General features: G+C 66.1%; 17 protein-coding genes and 1 tRNA gene. 7 read left to right on the top strand and 11 right to left on the bottom strand.

Going from position 1 to position 16194, the window contains the following annotated elements; translation table 11 throughout:
• Positions 1-20: 20 nt before the first annotated feature.
• Positions 21-995: a Ppx/GppA phosphatase family protein gene (locus ABD768_RS08530; RefSeq protein ID WP_344840715.1), complete on the top strand. Its 975-nt coding sequence runs from the start codon at positions 21-23 to the stop codon at positions 993-995.
• Here the strand turns inward: ABD768_RS08530 and ABD768_RS08525 are convergent.
• A complete protein-coding gene (locus ABD768_RS08525; RefSeq protein ID WP_343973368.1) occupies positions 972-1550 on the bottom strand; it encodes a TetR/AcrR family transcriptional regulator in 579 nt (192 codons plus the stop codon). The genes ABD768_RS08530 and ABD768_RS08525 overlap by 24 nt on opposite strands.
• Before the next feature lie 108 nt (positions 1551-1658).
• Here ABD768_RS08525 and ABD768_RS08520 point away from each other — a divergent pair, with 108 nt between their 5' ends.
• The 3 genes from ABD768_RS08520 to ABD768_RS08510 all read left to right on the top strand — a co-directional run bounded on the left by ABD768_RS08520 (position 1659) and on the right by ABD768_RS08510 (position 5430).
• Complete coding sequence (locus ABD768_RS08520; protein ID WP_344839175.1) at positions 1659-3077, top strand: MFS transporter; 1419 nt, start codon at positions 1659-1661, stop codon at positions 3075-3077.
• Positions 3078-3096: 19 nt separating this feature from the next.
• Positions 3097-3927, top strand: coding sequence for a uracil-DNA glycosylase (locus tag ABD768_RS08515; protein WP_343973364.1), 831 nt, complete (start codon positions 3097-3099; stop codon positions 3925-3927).
• Between the two features lie 195 nt (positions 3928-4122).
• Positions 4123-5430, top strand: a complete 1308-nt coding sequence (locus ABD768_RS08510) for an NAD(P)/FAD-dependent oxidoreductase (protein WP_343973362.1) — start codon at positions 4123-4125, stop codon at positions 5428-5430.
• Between the two features lie 27 nt (positions 5431-5457).
• Here the strand turns inward: ABD768_RS08510 and ABD768_RS08505 are convergent, their stop codons facing one another.
• From ABD768_RS08505 to ABD768_RS08495, 3 genes are all read right to left on the bottom strand, one after another.
• A complete protein-coding gene (locus ABD768_RS08505; protein ID WP_344839172.1) occupies positions 5458-7812 on the bottom strand; it encodes a GH92 family glycosyl hydrolase in 2355 nt (784 codons plus the stop codon).
• 87 nt (positions 7813-7899) lie between these two features.
• Positions 7900-8565 (bottom strand): response regulator transcription factor, encoded by a 666-nt coding sequence (locus tag ABD768_RS08500; RefSeq protein ID WP_343973357.1) that lies wholly within the window; start codon positions 8563-8565, stop codon positions 7900-7902.
• On the bottom strand, positions 8562-9686 hold the full coding sequence (locus ABD768_RS08495) for a sensor histidine kinase (RefSeq protein WP_344839169.1): 1125 nt from the start codon (positions 9684-9686) through the stop codon (positions 8562-8564). Before ABD768_RS08495 ends, ABD768_RS08500 begins: the two co-directional genes overlap by 4 nt.
• Before the next feature lie 103 nt (positions 9687-9789).
• Here ABD768_RS08495 and ABD768_RS08490 point away from each other — a divergent pair, with 103 nt between their 5' ends.
• The 3 genes from ABD768_RS08490 (at position 9790) to ABD768_RS08480 (ending at position 11126) form a co-directional block, all read left to right on the top strand.
• Complete coding sequence (locus ABD768_RS08490) at positions 9790-10296, top strand: glycine cleavage system transcriptional repressor (RefSeq protein WP_343973353.1); 507 nt, start codon at positions 9790-9792, stop codon at positions 10294-10296.
• Positions 10297-10304: 8 nt separating this feature from the next.
• Positions 10305-10868 carry a peptide deformylase gene (locus ABD768_RS08485; RefSeq protein WP_344839166.1) on the top strand — a complete coding sequence of 188 codons (564 nt, stop codon included), beginning with the start codon at positions 10305-10307 and terminating at the stop codon, positions 10866-10868.
• Positions 10869-11045: 177 nt separating this feature from the next.
• A tRNA-Leu gene (locus ABD768_RS08480) sits at positions 11046-11126 on the top strand.
• A gap of 51 nt (positions 11127-11177) precedes the next feature.
• Here ABD768_RS08480 and ABD768_RS08475 read toward each other — a convergent pair.
• The 7 genes from ABD768_RS08475 to ABD768_RS08445 all read right to left on the bottom strand — a co-directional run bounded on the left by ABD768_RS08475 (position 11178) and on the right by ABD768_RS08445 (position 16189).
• Positions 11178-11624: an Imm1 family immunity protein gene (locus ABD768_RS08475; RefSeq protein WP_343973347.1), complete on the bottom strand. Its 447-nt coding sequence runs from the start codon at positions 11622-11624 to the stop codon at positions 11178-11180.
• 4 nt (positions 11625-11628) lie between these two features.
• A complete protein-coding gene (locus ABD768_RS08470; RefSeq protein WP_344839163.1) occupies positions 11629-12405 on the bottom strand; it encodes a DddA-like double-stranded DNA deaminase toxin in 777 nt (258 codons plus the stop codon).
• Positions 12406-12422: 17 nt separating this feature from the next.
• Positions 12423-12683, bottom strand: coding sequence for a hypothetical protein (locus tag ABD768_RS08465; RefSeq protein WP_343973344.1), 261 nt, complete (start codon positions 12681-12683; stop codon positions 12423-12425).
• Between the two features lie 85 nt (positions 12684-12768).
• Complete coding sequence (locus ABD768_RS08460) at positions 12769-13110, bottom strand: hypothetical protein (protein ID WP_344839159.1); 342 nt, start codon at positions 13108-13110, stop codon at positions 12769-12771.
• 105 nt (positions 13111-13215) lie between these two features.
• Entirely contained in the window at positions 13216-13959 is a 744-nt protein-coding gene (locus tag ABD768_RS08455; protein ID WP_344839156.1) for a GntR family transcriptional regulator, read from the bottom strand.
• Between the two features lie 264 nt (positions 13960-14223).
• A complete protein-coding gene (locus ABD768_RS08450) occupies positions 14224-15066 on the bottom strand; it encodes a phosphoribosylaminoimidazolesuccinocarboxamide synthase (RefSeq protein ID WP_344839154.1) in 843 nt (280 codons plus the stop codon).
• A gap of 49 nt (positions 15067-15115) precedes the next feature.
• Positions 15116-16189, bottom strand: coding sequence for a hypothetical protein (locus tag ABD768_RS08445; RefSeq protein WP_344839152.1), 1074 nt, complete (start codon positions 16187-16189; stop codon positions 15116-15118).
• Positions 16190-16194 lie beyond the last annotated feature (5 nt).

The raw sequence follows: 16194 nt of genomic DNA, 5'->3' as shown, positions 1-16194 counted from the left end.
CCGCGCCGGGCGAGGGGTATGTGCTTGGCGGCTCGGCCGATTCGGACGCCGCTCGTGAGGCGGAGTCGGTACGGGTCGCTGCGATCGACTGTGGGACGAACTCGATCCGGTTGCTGATCGCGGACTATGCCGATGGCGAGTTGACCGAGGTCGATCGGCAGATGCGGGTGGTTCGGCTGGGGCAGGGCGTCGATGCTTCGGGCGCCTTTGCAGCCGATGCGTTGGTACGGACCTTCGCCGCTTGCGCGGAGTACGCCGAAATCGTGCGTGCTGCCGGTGTGGACCGACTGCGGTTCGTCGCGACGTCGGCGGCGCGGGATGTGAGCAACCGGGACGAGTTCTTCGCCGGGGTGTCCGAGCGGCTCGGAGTCATGCCGGACATCATCTCGGGCGCCGAAGAGGCCGCGCTCAGCTTCCAGGGAGCGACGAGCGGGCTGGCCGCGCTGGAGGTACCGGGTCCGTATCTGGTGGCCGACATCGGCGGCGGCTCGACCGAACTGGTCCTGGGCGACGCCGACGGCGTCATCGCGTCGGAGTCCCTCGACATGGGCTCGGTCCGAATGACCGAACGGCATCTCCACTCCGACCCCGCAACGGTCGAGGAGATGGCCGCCGCGACCAAGGACGTCGACGCACTACTCGACTCGACCGTGGTGCCGTTGTCGAAGGCGCGCTGCCTGATCGGCGTCGCGGGCACGGTCACCACGGTGGCCGCCGTCGCGCTCAAGCTCACCGAGTACGACCCCGGCGTGATCCACCACGCCAAGATCCCCGCCGACCTGCTCCTCGACACCACCTCCTGGCTGATGGGCTCGACGAGAATGGCGCGCGCCGAAGTACCGGCCATCCATCCCGGCCGCGTCGACGTCATCGGCGCCGGCGCCCTGATCCTCCAACGCCTGCACGACCGCCTCGACTACGACGGCGTCCTGGTCTCCGAACACGACATCCTCGACGGCGTGGCCCTGGCGCTAGCGCGGGTGGAGACCGTCTAGCGCGAGGTTGAGGACGCGGGTGCGCTGGGCGTCGTCGACGAAGCCGGCGGCGGTCAGGCCGCTGACCATGCGGAGGACGTCGTCGAAGTTGGTGTCGGGGCGGATCGCGCCGGACTGCTGGGCGTGGTCGAAGAGGGGCTGGCCGGCGTCGTACATCGCCTCGCGGGCGGTACGGAACAGGTCCGAGTCGCGGTTCAGTTCCTCGTAGATGGCTCGTTTCGTGGCGGCGTACCCGACGAAGCGCTGCAGCCAGGTCTCGAAGGCCTCCCACGGTGGCAGATCGGCGACCTCGTCCGCGGCCTGGCAGAGCTCCTCGATCTCGCCGAAGTAGACGGCGTCGAACAGGTCCTGCCGGGTCGGGAAGTTCCGGTAGAGCGTCCCGATGCCGACCCCGGCGCGGCGCGCGATGTCTTCCAGCGACGCCCCGGAGCCGTGCTCGGCGAAGGCGTCCCGGGCGGCGGCCAGCAGGGCGTCGAAGTTGCGGCGGGCGTCCGCGCGGTGCGGGCGCTTGATCGCGACGCCCAGACTTCCGCGGGCACTTGTGGTCTCGGTCACCCCAGCAACCCTATCTACTAGAACCGGAGGCATTCCTCCGCTATAGTGGAGGCATACCTCGACTTTAGCAGATCGGGGTACACCCACACTCTCCTGAAGGACTTCTGCATGCCCAGAATCAGGCATAACTCACCACGTACGACGCTGGCTGTGCTCGCGTCCGTCGTGGCTGCTTTCTCCATGCTGCAGTCGCTGGTAACCCCAGCCCTGCCGCTGATCCAGCACGACCTCCACACCACCCCGGCGCTGGTCACCTGGGTATTCACCGCACTGCTCCTGTCGGTCTCGGTGTCGACCCCGCTGCTCGGCCGGGTCGGCGACATGGTCGGCAAGGAGCGCACGCTGCTCATTGCTCTGGTCGCCCTCGCGGTCGGTTGTCTGCTCGCGGCGATCGCGCCGAACATCGGCGTACTGATCGCAGCTCGTGTTGTCCAAGGCCTTGGCGGCGCGGTCTTCCCGCTGTCGTTCGGCATCATCCGCGACGAGTTCCCGACCGAGCGAGTCCCGTCCGTGGTCGGCCTGGTGTCGGCCGTGATCGCGGCCGGCGGTGGGCTCGGCATCGTACTGGCCGGCCCGATCGTCCAGGCGCTCGGCTGGCGCTGGCTGTTCTGGATCCCGCTCGTCGTCGTCACGACCGCCGCAGTGCTGGTACGCCGGTACGTCCCCGAGTCGCCGAATCGCGTCCCCGGCCGGATCGACTGGCTCGCCGCCCTGTTGCTGTCCGGCTGGCTGATTGCCCTGCTGCTCCCGCTGAGCACCGGCCGCTCGTGGGGCTGGGGATCGGCCCGTACGGTCGGCCTCTTCGCCGCGGCCGCGGTGCTGCTGATCGGCTGGATCACCGTCGAACTCCGCTCGAAGAACCCGCTGATCGACATGCGGATGATGCGGTTGCCGGCCGTCTGGACGACCAACCTGGTGGCGTTGCTCTTCGGCGCCGCGATGTTCGCCGTCTACGCGTTCGTGCCGCAGTTCGTGCAGATCCCCAAGGCCGCGGGCTTCGGATTCGGCTCGAGCGTGACGCAGGCCGGACTCCTGATGCTGCCGATGCTGGTCACCATGGCCGTCGCCGGTTCGCTCAGTGGACCGTTGGCGCCGCGCTTCGGGCCGAAGGCTCAGGTGGTCACGGGATCGTCGCTGAGTCTGGTCGCGGCGCTGCTGTTCGCGCGGCTCCACGACTCACCCTGGCAGCTCGCGCTCTCGACGGCGCTCTTCGGGATCGGGCTAGGCCTGGCGTACGCATCCATGACCAGCCTGATCGTGCAGAACGTGCCGCGGGAGCAGACCGGCGCGGCCACCGGGATGAACGCCAACATCCGCACCATCGGCGGATCCATCGGTACTGCGGTCGCCAGCTCCGTCATCACCGGCCACCTCCAGCCGTCGGGTCTGCCCGCCGAATCCGGCTTCACCGACACCTTCTACCTGCTCGCAGCCTTCTCGGCGGCCGCGGTCCTGCTGGCGCTGGCCATCCCGACCGCTCGCCGGATCGCTGCGCCGGCTCCGGTCCTCGAAGAGTTGGTCAGCTGATCGGCTCTACGCTGAGGGCATGAAGCTGCCGCACCCGTTGACCGGGGAGCTGTTCGACAGTCCGGTACCACCGGGAACCGGCTGGCCCGAAGATCCAGCGGCAGTTGGTACTCCGGCCGCACGCGACGCGGCCGAGGTCCTCAAACTCGCGCAGACGGACGACCTGGCAGAACTCGACGCCAGGGTGTCCGTCTGCCGTGCGTGTACCCGGCTGGTCGAGTGGCGCGAAGATGTTGCTCTCGGCAAGCGAAAGTCCTTCGCCGACCAGCCGTACTGGGGTCGGCCCATCGCTGGCTGGGGAGACCCATCGCCGCGAGTGCTGATAGCCGGCCTGGCTCCCGCGGCTCATGGCGGCAACCGCACAGGCCGGGTCTTCACCGGCGATCGCTCGGGCGACTGGCTGTTCGCGTCGCTCTACCGCGTTGGTCTCGCCAATCAGCCGACGAGCGAGCACGCCGGCGACGGGCTGCGGCTCATCGGCGCGCGGATGATGGCGGCCGTCCGGTGCGCGCCACCGGCCAACAAGCCGACGCCGGAGGAGCGCGACAACTGCGCGCCTTGGTTCCACGCGGAGTTGGAGCTGGTGCTGCCGTCGACTCGGGCGATCGTCTGCCTCGGGAAGTTCGGGTTCGACGTGCTGCTCAACGCGCTGCAAGCCGTCGGCGGGGTGGTGCCCAGCCCTCGTCCGAAATTCGGGCACGCGGTGGAGTACGTAGTACCGGGCCCGTACGGCGAAGTCACCGTCCTCGGCTGCTTCCACCCCAGCCAGCAAAACACCTTCACCGGCAAACTCACCGAACCCATGACCGACGCGGTCCTCACCCGAGCCAAAACGATCGCCGGACTGTGACTTGCGGTTGTGTTACCGGTGGGGTCAGCGCTAGGTGTGGGCGGGGGCAGGACGCAGGATAGGGGACGAAGGTCCCCCTGATGGGGGACTTCCGGTGGTTGAGATCACCCGGAAGATGGTTTGTGAAAGTTTTCACGAGCCGGGTATCCTGAAGTGGACATGAAGTTCGAACAGCACTCAGGGAGAGTGAAGGCAATGGCAGCCCAGGTACCGCACATCCTCGTCGTCGGAGGCGGTTACGTCGGGATGTACACGGCGTACGGCCTGCGCAAGGCCGCCCGCCGGGGCAAGATCCGGGTCACCGTGGTCGACCCCCGTTCGGTGATGACGTACCAGCCGTTCCTGCCCGAGGCCGCGGCCGGCTCGGTGGAGCCGCGGCACGTGGTGGTGCCGCTGCGCAAGACGCTGAAGGGCTGCCGGGTGGTCACCGGCCGCGTGGTCGGCGTCGACCACGAGCGCAAGGTCGCCCAGGTGATGCCCGAGGAGGGCCCCGACTACGAGCTCGCCTACGACCAGATCGTGATCGCGATCGGCTCGATCGCGCGCACGCTGCCGATCCCGGGGCTGGCCGAGGAGGCCACCGGGTTCAAGAACGTCGAAGAGGCGATCGCGCTCCGCAACAAGGTGCTCGACCGGCTCGACGTCGCGTCCTCGCAGCCCGACCCCGCGCTGCGCAAGTCCGCGCTCACCTTTGTCTTCGTCGGCGGCGGGTACGCCGGGATCGAGGCGTTCGCCGAGCTCGAGGACATGGCCCGCTACGCCACCCGGTACTACGACAACATCACGCCCGACGACATGCGCTGGGTGCTCGTCGAGGCCACCAACCGGATCCTGCCCGAGGTCGGCCCCGAGCTGGGGCAGTACACCGTCGAGCAGCTGCGCAAGCGGAACATGGACATCAAGCTCGAGACCCGGCTGGAGTCCTGCGAGAAGGGCCATGTCGTACTGAGCGACGGCGAGGAGTTCGACTCCGACACCATCGTCTGGACGGCCGGCGTGAAGGCCAACCCGGCGCTCGCCCAGACCGGCTTCCCGCTGGACGAGCGCGGCCGGGTCAAGTGCCTGGCCAACCTGCGGATCGAAGGGGTCAGCGACGCCTGGTCCGCCGGCGACAACGCCGCAGTACCGGACCTGACGTCCGAGACCGGCGCGTACTGCGCACCTAACGCGCAGCACGCCGTACGGCAGGCCAACCGTCTCGCGGCGAACATCCTCCGCGTGGTCGACGGTCAGCCGCCGCAGGACTACAAGCACAAGTACGTCGGCTCGGTGGCGAGCCTCGGCCTGCACAAGGGCGTTGCCCAGCTGTACGGCGTGAAGGTGAAGGGCTGGCCGGCCTGGTTCCTGCACCGGACGTACCACGTGTCCCGCGTGCCCACCTTCAACCGCAAGGCCCGGGTCATCCTGGACTGGACCCTCGCCCTGTTCTTCCGGCGTGAGGTCACCAGCCTCGGTAGCCTGCAGACTCCCCGCGAGGAGTTCCGCAGGGCTACCGACAGCTGATTCCCCCGCCCTCCTTGCTTTTGCTTTTCAGTGGTCGATGGGAGCGGTGCCCCAGCTCGTGGGTGCCGCTCCCATCTGTACGTTGATCCGGCCGCCGCTGGTGATGAACGACTCCGGCAGCCAGGACTCGGTGCGCGGCTTGCCGTTGAGGGCGAGCGATTCGACGTACTGGTTGGCGTCTGACGTCTGCGGCGCCTCAATGGTCAGCCGTACGCCGTTGCTGCGCTTCAACTCGACCTTCGGGAAGAGCGGACTGCCGACCAGCAACTCGGCCCTCCCAGACGTCTGCGGGAAGAGGCCGATCGCCGCGAACACGTACCAGGCCGAGAGCGTCCCCAGATCGTCGTTGCCCGGCAGGCCTGACGGCCCGGTGCCGTAGACGGTGTCGACGATCTCGCGCGTCGTCGCTTGCGTCTTCCAGGCGACGCCGAGCCCGTTGTAGAGCCACGGCGTGTGCAGACCCGGCTCATTGGTTGGGTCATAGCGGAGCGCGCTGCCACCCTTGACCGCCCAGTTGCCGGCTGCATCGTGGAAGAAGCTGTCGAGCCTGGTGACCGCATCGCCGCCCATCACCGCGCCGAGGCCGGAGACATCCTGCGGCACCATCCACGTGTACGTCGCACTGGAACCCTGCGCGAATCCCACGTCGGTGGACGGCGTGAACCCAGGCTGCCACGTCCCATCCGCCTTGCGAGCACGCTGGTAGCCGACTGCCGGGTCGTACGTGTTCTTCCACCACGTGCCGCGATCGGCGAGGTCCTGGGTGTCTTTGCCGAGCCGGGATCCCCACTGGGCAAGGGAGAAGTCCGCGAGCGAGTTCTCCAGCGTCTCCGCCGCTCCACCCCAGCAGTGGCAGGCGTCCTGCGGCGCATAGTGCTTTGCCAAGTAGGTGTTGAGCGCCGGCCGCTGCCCGGTGCACTGTCCTGGGCAGCCGCCATCGTTCTCGGCATCGGCGTTCTGCATCGTCGCCTGGTGGACGAGCGAGTCGTAAGCGCCCTCGGCATCGAAGTTCGTGACCCCCATCGCCGCGAAGGTCGCCAGGGTCGGCGCGGCCGGGTCGCCCGTCATCACGTGCGTCGGGCCGTTGTTGTGCAGCCAGCGATCCCAGATCCCCTTGTTCTGCTGGGCGAACTGGTACATCGACTGCGCGAAGTCACCCGCGATCTCCGGCTTCAGCAACGCGAGCAGCTGGATGTGCGCCCGATACTGATCCCACCCCGAGAACGTCCCGTACTGCGCCCGCTGGCCCGGCGCCAGCTCGTGGATCTGCTGGTCGCTGCCGAGGTACTTGCCGTCGACGTCGTTGAACACGTTCGGCTGCAGGAGTACGTGGTACAGGGCGGTGTAGAAGGTGTTGCGCTGGGCGTCGCTGCCGCCGGTGATCCGGACGTTCTGCAGCTCGTTCTTCCAGTCCTTGTAGCCGTCGTTGGCGATCCGGTTGACGGTCGCGTCCGGGCGGATCTCGGCGGCGAGGTTGTCCTCAGCGCCTTGCGCGCTCACGTACGAGATGCCGATCCGCATCTTGACCTTGGCGCCGGGGGTGAAGCTGACGTAACCCCCTGAACCCTTGCCCGCACGGTCGGCGCCGGTCGCGTAGCCCTCGCCACCCGTGGTCTGGGTGCCGCCCGGGGTGATCGTGCCGTCCTTCCAGGTGCCGGTGGCAACGACCGGCTGGTCGAAAGAGGCGGTGAAGTAGAGGCGGTAGTAGGTCTTCCGGTTGTTCGTACCACCGTTGGCGCGACGTCCGCAGAAGGCGCCGGTCAGGACCGAGCCGGTCACCTTGCGGTTTGCCGCGTCGATGGTGATCTCGGCGTCCTCGCTGCCGTTGAGCGAGTTCGACGTACGGAACAGCAGGTTCGGCTGGCCGTCGGTCGGGAAGGCGAAGTCGCCGACACCTGCTCGGGTGGTGACGGCGAGGTCGGACTTGACGCCGTTGGCCAGCTTCACGGTGTACCGGCCGGGCTTGGCGATCTCGTCGGCGTGGCTGAAGTCGCTGGCGTACTTGGCGTCTTTGGTGTCGGCGGTGGGGGAGGTGTCGACGGTACCGACGTACGGCATGATCGGGATGTCGCCGGCCGCGCCCGGGTTGCAGCCGGCGCCGCTGACGTGGGTGAGGGCGAAGCCGCGCACCCGCGTCACGTCGTACTGGTATCCGTTGGCGGCACCCGTGCTGGTCTGATCGCCGCGGGTGCTCGTGGGGCTCCACGAGATCATGCCGAACGGGCGGACGGCTCCTGGCCAGGTCGTTCCGTCGCGGGCGGAGCCGACCAGTGGGTCGACGTACGCGGCCGGGTCTGTGACGACTATGGCCTGATCTACGGCTTGGGCTGGCAGGGCGGGGAGGAGCAGGGCTAGAGCTAGACCTCCGACGAGCAGGCGCATTTGAAACCTTCCAAGGGCGGACGAAACTCCTAGAGGCTAATGCGAATCAGCCTCTGGGAGTTGCCCGAGCAGGTGAAAGGTCGGTGATCAGCGGGTGTCGTCGAGGAGGCCGGCGTCGTGGACGAGGAGGGCGATCTGGACGCGGTTGTTCAGGTCGAGTTTGGTGAGGATGCGGGAGACGTGCGTCTTCACGGTCGGGATGCTGAGATAGAGGGTGGCGCTGATCTCGGCGTTCGACTTGCCCTCGCCGACGGCTACGGCGATGTCGCGTTCGCGGTCGTTGAGGTCCTTGAGGCGTTCGGCTGCCTTGCTCTTGCGCTGGTCCTGGCCGGAGGCGGCGACGCGGGTGATCAGGCGCTTCGTGACGCCTGGCGAGAGGACCGGCTGGCCGCCGGCGATCCGGCGTACGGACTCGACGATCTCGGCCGGCGGGGTGTCCTTGAGGATGAAGCCGGCGGCGCCCGCGCGGAGCGCGCGGAGTACGTGCTCGTCGGCGTCGAACGTGGTCAGGATGACGACCTCGGGGGCGCCCGGCCGCCTGCGGATGGATTCGGTCGCGGTCAGGCCGTCGGTGTTCGGCATCCGGATGTCCATCAGCACGACGTCGGGGGAGAGCTTGTCGATCAGGCTCTGTACGCCGCTGCCGTCGCCGGCCTCGCCGACCACGCGGATGTCCGGCGCGCCGCCGAGCATCAGCTGCAGGCCGGCCCGCAGCAGCGGGTCGTCGTCCACGATCAGCACCCGAATGGTCATGCGGGCCACGGTAGCCAAGCGGCGAGACGGAATTCGCCCTCGGGGGTACGGCCGTGTTCGAGCCGGCCGTCGACCAGCTGGGCGCGCTCGGTCAGGCCGATCAGGCCTTGGCCGTCGCCGCGTCGTGCTTGGCCGGCTGGGTTGTTCAGCTCGACTGTGAGGCCGTTGCCTGGGGAGCCGATGACCTTTACTTTCACCGGCTCGCCGGGGGCGTGTTTGAGGGCGTTGGTGAGGCCCTCCTGGACGATCCGGTACGCCGTTCGGCCGACGTGCTCGGGGAGGTTGCCGGGGGCATCGAGTTCCAGGGCTACGGGGAGGCCGGCTTTTCTTGAGTCGTCGACCAGGGCGGGGAGGTCGGCGAAGCTTGGCTGGGGGAGTTCGCCGACGGGGGCTCGTAGTACGCCGATCACTTCTCTCAGGTCTTGGAGGGCCTGGTGGGCGCTGGCGCGGATGACCTCGGCCGCGCTGGCCACCTCTTGGGTGCTGGCGTCTGGGCGGTAGGCGAGGGCGCCGGCGTGGACGCTGAGCAGGGAGAGCCGGTGGCCCAGTACGTCGTGCATCTCGCGGGCGATCTCCTCACGGGCTCTCAGTTGGCCGCGCTCGGCCTGGAGGAGAGCCATCGCCTCGGCGCGGTCGGCTCGGTCGCGGAGGGTCTGGAGGAGTTGGCGGCGGGAACGGAGGTACAGGCCCCAGCCGGCCAGGGCGCAGTAGATCAGGATCGCCCAGCCGGCGGTCACCTGGATGGACTCGGGCTTGTCCCGGACAGCGATGTAGATGGCCAGGCTGACCGTGTTGACGCCGAAGATCAGCACCGTGGTCCGGAACGGCCGGTAGATCGCCACCGTGAGGATGATCATCAGGGTCGGGCCGGCGGCGGCGTCGGAGAAGGCCGAGATCGCGGCCGCGACGAGCGCCAGCTGGACCGGCCAGCGCCGCCGGAACCACAGCGTCAGGCACAAGGCCAGGCCGAGGACGAAGTCGACATCGTGCAACCACTCGGGGATCGGGTCTTTGCGGCCGCTGTCGTAGGCGACCAGGCTGATCAGGATCGCGAGGACGAAGCTCAGGCTGTCGACCACCCAGTCCCGGGCGCTGCGCCTCGGACCTTCTGAACCTGCCATGGGTCGAATCTAACTAGCTTTTGGGCGGGATTGTGGCCGGGTGGGCCGTCCGGATACCGAAGTTTGACCGGGTAAAGACTTTGGTCCGGGTAAGTTTCCGCCCATGAGTCAGCTCGCAGTCACCGTCATCGGTCCGGACCGCCCGGGCATCATCGCCGACGTCACCGAGGCCCTCGCCCAGACCGGCGTCAACCTCGAGGACTCGACGATGACGCTCCTGCGCGGCCATTTCGCGATGATGATCGTCTGCTCCGGATCGTTCCCCGAGGTACGCGAGGCCCTGGAGCCGCTGCGGGGCGAACTCGTCATCACCGTCCGTGAGATGGGCCCGGAACACGCCCACGCCCCGATCGGCGCCCCTTTCATCCTGAGCGTGCACGGCGCCGACCGCCCCGGGATCGTCTCCGCCGTGACCCGGATGATCGCCAGCGTCGGCGGCACGATCACCGACCAGACAACGCGGCTGAGCGGTTCCCTGTACGTCCTGACCGCCGAGGTTGAGCTGCCCGCCGCGGCTGAGCTCGGCATGCTCCAGCGCGCCCTGGAGATCACCGCCGAGGAACTAGGCGTCGGAGTAACCCTGCGCCCGGCCGAAAGCGACGATCTGTGAGCTCCCCGGTGACCGCCCACCTGAACCAGACCGTCGCCAGCTGGAGCCCCGCCCAACTAGGCCTCACCGGCGACGTCCTCGAGGTCGTCCGAGCCCCCCACCCCGTCCTGGCCACCGAGGGCGCCCTGGTCGACCCCCTGGACCCAGTGATGCTGGCCCTGGCCGCCGACCTGGTAGCCACCATGCGAGTCTCCCCAGGCTGCGTAGGCCTAGCCGCCCCTCAAGTCGGCGTCGCCGCCCAGATGTTCGCCCTGGACGTCACCGGCCACCCCAAAACCCGCACCTGCCACGGCGTCTTCGTCCTCTGCAACGCCGTCATCGTGGAAGCCACCCGCCAGGAAAAGGCCCGCGAGGGTTGCATGTCCGTCCCCGACCTGACCGGCGACGTCAAACGAGCCACCCGCCTAACCCTCACCGGCACCCTCCCCGGCACCACCGACCAACTCACCATCACCACAGACGCCTTCGAGGCCAGAGCCCTACAACACGAAATAGACCACTGCTCCGGAGCCCTCTTCCTAGACCGAGTAGCCGGCGCCCACGCCATCTACCCCCGCAAGGTCTACCTGTAAACCACCCGTACGCCGAACCGCCCGCCACGGAGGCCTGGCGTGCGGGGTGAGCAGCTGTGGCTTCCCCGTCCACCCGGCATGCGCTCAAAGGGATGTCCGCACATACCAACGCAACCTCACCCGCTTACCCTGTGTTCGTGACCAGGATCTACTTGTAGGGTGCTCCTCTGGTCGCAGGCCCGGGTGGCGGAACGGCAGACGCAGCGAGCTTAAACCTCGCAGCCGAAAGGCATACGGGTTCGAATCCCGTCCCGGGCACAACGCTCATACCGACGCCTCCGCGGAGAACCACCCGCGGAATGTCGTCCATCAGGCAATATCCGTCGGCCACTCGGACCACTCGAATGCGGTCGGTCGGTCGCCACCGCTCTCGAGGAATTCGGCGACTGCGCGGCGGACGTCCTCGACAGAGACCTCGGAGTCCTGCGGCCAACCCTCGTCGTGGCCTTGGTAGTAATAGAACGCCTCGTCGCGTTGACTCGGATTCCCCGGTACGTACCAAACGCCGCGCCCGGTTCCGTCGTTGCCGGCGTAGCGAATGCCACCCACCTTGGCTTCGGCATCGATACCGATCCGCAGTTCGTGATCGCGTACTCCGGACTCCAGCAGCGGGCGTGCCTCGCTGTACAACGCGACAACTGAATTCTCGAACGGCTCAGCCAGGACCGCGTCGACCAGGGCATCGACATCGGCGGCCGAAGTCAGCAGCGTAGGACCCGCGCCGTTCTTGTAGAAGGCCCGAACAGTCGCTGTCATGTCGTCATCCATCCTGTTCCGTACTGCGGTAGGTCCGCTTGAACCCAGCTGGTCCGTAGACGGTTAAACTACCGCCCGCCGGGAGAAACCTGCTCAGCATCTGATCGCATCCGAGGTCACCGTCGCACGGCCTCTTGTTGACCACGATCGTCTCGTCCGTGAGTCCGCGCTCACGCATCATCAACGCGAACTTGATCTCGACGTGCGAGGTGATCGCCAAGGTATGTGGTGGGTCACCCAGCGTCTTGTCCAATGCCAGACGGTCAGCCATCTCTCGATGCCTGTCGATGCCGCTGAGTAAAGGCTGCTCATTGCCGTCAGGGTCTCGCCAGAGGCCGCTGGTCTTCTCTCTGTGGCCTCGACGCTCAACGCGTACTGGCAGCTTCCGAAACAGATCCCTGGCCTCTTCATCGCTGATCGTGGGCTGCGATCGACTTCGTTCCGGGCTCGGGTCCTCGCCTGCCGTCGTGACAGCTCGCGGCTTCGGCCCTTCCGCGGCCCGGTCATGGCCCTGCCGCCCGCTCCTGACCATCTGTTCGGTCCAGTCGCGTGCCTTTGGTCGTACCTGGGCCAAGTACTGAGCTGCGTCCTCGCAGCGGCGGGCCGCCTCGTCCAGCTGTACTGCGGCCAGCCGGGCTGCCGGGTGGTTGGACATGTGACCGACGTAGCCGGCGTTCTCCCGGCACCTCTGAGCCATTCGCCTTAGGTAGTCGGCGACGCGAGGAGTCTCGTCGAGAGCGGCCAACAACGCCTGGGCTACGCGCTGGAGTTCGGAGGGCATCCGCGTGACTGTGGCGGCTAGATCTGGTCGGCATAGCTTCGGCAGCCGTGGGCGGCGATCTGGAGAGATTCCACGGCTTGTTCGAGGGAGCGTCCGGCGGCGTCGAGGAGTTGAGCGATGTCGCGATCGGCGCCGGTGGCTGAGCCGGCGATCAGGGCTTGAACCTGTGCGCCCGTCTGGCCGAACTTCTGCCGGAAGCCGCCGAGGCTTCCGGCACCCTGCTGGGCTTCGGTTGTGAGTTGGTAGAGCTGGGCTTTGAGTCTTTGGATGTCGGACATAGCGCCTCATCTGATTCGGTTGCTACGGGCAACTGGAGCGGCAGGTGGGCGCAGGGTGCAGGGCCCGGTACGTCCACCTGCCGGCCTATGGAGTCGCGTCGACGGGGCAGGCGACCAACACCTGGGCGCCGGTCGCCTGCTCGAAGGTGAGCTTGACGGCGAGCGGAGCACCGAGCACGGCGAAATGCAGCATGCTCGGAAGTACGACGGCTCTTGCCTGGTACTGGCCGATGGCTTGAACGAGTGCTTCGAAGGCGGCTGGCGTCGACTCCCGTTGCTCCACGAAGACCGGTCCCATCGTGAAGCCCTCAGTGGTGGCGTAGGTGGCGAGCCGATCTTTGACGCCGGCGAGTTCCTCTTGGGTCATCAGCAGGTGCTGCCGGACGTAGCCGAGCAGAAGGGGTTTTGTGCGATCCGGATCGTTCATCGCGTGCTCCAAAATTCGAGTGTTCTAGTTCAGAGACTAGAACACACGAATCAAACCTACAACCCCAACGAGGTCGGCTGTTCGGTAGTACGGAGGGCCGGGCGATCAGTCGCTGAGGCGGCCGCGGTAGGTGACGCGGCCGTAGGTGATGCTTTCGCCGTACTCGAGGACGTCCCCTGTGTCGTCGTAGATCCAGTTACGTCCGACGAGGATGAGATCGCCTTCGTCGAGGCCGAGTTCGGCTGCCTGCTCAGAGGTTGCCGCTGCCGGCTCGAACTGGTCCTGCCAGGCGTCGATGGTTCGCTTGAGTGCGCCGGCGACGTACGCGAAAGTTCCCTCGCGAATCCGCTCGGCGCTCAGCAATAGCGGAGCGAGCTCGGCCAGATCGCCTTTGAAATAAGAGGTTGAGGCAGAGATCGGCTTGTCGTCGGCGCGATAAGTGACTCGCACGCGCCGAATCACTGGGTCGCCGGCCTTGAGTCCGAGCGCGTCAGCGACCTGTTCGCCCGCCTTGTCGAGCGCCGCATGGGTGATCTTGGCGTATTGGCCGGTCGGGTAGACCTTGCCCGTGCGCCGGGACTTGTCGACTCGGTCATTGGCTGCCCGGCCGCGCTCGTCCTCGGTCGTGACGATGCTCCCGACACCACGCTCTGGCCGGATGTATCCCTCCGCTCGCAGGCTGGTCAATGCCCGCTGCGCAGTCGCGATCGCCACCCCATAGTCGCGCATCAGCGCTCGTACGGACGGCACGCGGTCGCCGGCCTGCAGTTCACCGTTGGAGATCCGGGTACGGATCGCGTCGGCAATCTGCAGGTACGGCGGCGCGGGACGCACCAGCTTCGGGGGCATGACAAAACCTCGAACTCTTCAATCGGTGTTCTAGAACACCGCCAGCATAGGCAGAACCGCGCGCGAAGGTCTAGTAATCGTCCCGCGCGTTGACTCGGTCGATGCCGCCAAGGCCGGTGGCCTTGACCGAGCGAGCTACCTCGAGGTCGTAGGGATCAGGGTCGATCCCTCGTTCTCTCGCGGCAAGGAGTCGATGATGCACAGCTTGCAGCACTAGAACCTCTTGCAAGCGAGCTTCTTGGATCTCTTCCCATGTAGCCACAGTCAGTCCCACTTCAATCCTGTAATCCGCTCGTACATCGCAACGTAGCGAGCGCGCGTCTCATCGACGACCTCTGCCGGAATCTCAGGCCCTGGGGGAGTCTTGTCCCACGTGCCCAGATCGCGTGCCCAGTCCCTCACAAACTGCTTGTCGTAAGAGATCTGCCGCTGTCCAGGCTTCCAGTCCTCATCGCGCCAGTAGCGAGACGAGTCCGAGGTCAGGACCTCGTCGGCCAGAACTAGCGTCCCGTCCTTCGCTAGGCCAAATTCGAACTTGGTGTCAGCCAAATGCACCCCGCGACCAGCCGTGATCTCGGTAGCCCGCGTGAACAGCTCCAGCGTCTTGGCCTCAAGCGTCTTGGCCAACTCTGGCCCAACAGCGTCCGAGACCTCCTCAAAGGTCATCGGCTCGTCGTGACCATCCTCAGGCGCAGTCTTCGTAGTTGGCGTGAAGACCGGCTGGGGGAGCTTGTCGCCCTCCCTGAGGCCCGGAGGAATAGCCACTCCAGAGATCTTGCCGCTCTCCTGGTACGCATCCCAGCCAAGGCCAGCGAGGTAGCCGCGGGCGATGCACTCGACCTGGATGATGTCCACCTGCTGACAGCGCACAGCGCGTCCAGCGAACTCGGCCGGCACATCGGTGCTTGAGATGACGTGGTTCGGCATCACGTCATTGAGCTGCTCAAACCACCACAACGAGAGACTCGTCAGCAGCTTGCCCTTATCGGGGATCGGCGTAGGCAACACCACGTCATAGACCGACACTCGATCAGTCGCAACGAGGATCACCTCCCCCGGCCGATCGCTGTACACATCGCGAACTTTGCCTTGATGAAGAAGCTCCACGCCACTGTTCTAGCACACCTCAGGCCAGGGCAAGCACTCCAGCGGTCTGCTACTGCTTTCCGCTGATCAGCTTCGCCCACAATCCCTGCGTGGTCACATCGTCTGCAGACTCCACGTCCCGGGCCTTCGACTCGCTGCCATAAACAAGCATGCCGAACTTATGCAGGGTGTCAGTGGCCTCCTGCTCGGGTAGCCGCATCGTGAAGGCATCGATCGAGCGTGCGCGCAGAAATGTCATCTCTGACCATTCAGCGATTTGTCGATTGTATCCCGCTTGCCGCGCAGCGTAGCCTGTCAATATCAAAAGAGGTGCAATAATCGCCCATCTAGAGATTTCGTCTGCAATTAGACGAGGCGGGAACTCCTTAAGTGTGTACGCGCCAACGGCCAGCGTTGCAAGAAGGCTTAGACTGAGGCCGCCGGACCATAGTCTATAGGCGAGCCGCCTGCTTCGGGCGTATTCTTGAAAGAATCGCGCCACTTCCAGGTCTGCGACCTTGCCAACGGCTTTCTCCGCACTCTCTTCAGCTTCCGCGATTCGCCTTGCTGCAGCTTTCGCATCCTGTTCAGATTTTCGGATTGCAGCCTCAGACTGTCTTATTCTGTCAAGCCTCGACTCCTCATCGCGAATGATGGGCATTACCCTTGCGAGTGCCTCGCGGGCATTGTCTATGCGATGTTGCAGGTCAAGCAATCTGGCCCCCTGCTCCTCGGGGGCGGCAGAGCGAAGCATCGGAACGAATCGAGACAGTTGATCCGTGAATTCCGAAAGTGATCGCCCGAGAAGGGTCCATTCGATGGATCCAGCAATAGCAGAGAATGAAGCGGCGGACATAGCGAGCCTTGTCGTGTCTATTGATTTCCAGACAAGGGGACTAGGTGCTAGGTCGATATCGTACCAAGACGCCGTCAAGGGGAAGCGTTCAGGTTGTAGGCGAATAGGGATGCAGGCGGCCAGACTCTTAAATAGCTGCTGGCCAGTTTTGAGTAGTCTTTGCCTGGGGGATTCGCCATCCCCCGCCTCGGCGTACTCCTTAGCGACGTCTTCGGCCGCTTGTGTTATTTCTTTGAAATCGGAAATGAGCTGCTTGTCTCGGCTGCTCAGCTCAGTTGCGTTAGCCATAACTC

Origin of the sequence: Kribbella ginsengisoli, assembly GCF_039537185.1 — a bacterium.
GTDB lineage: Bacteria > Actinomycetota > Actinomycetes > Propionibacteriales > Kribbellaceae > Kribbella > Kribbella koreensis.
This window is presented reverse-complemented; position numbering and strand designations above follow the sequence as displayed.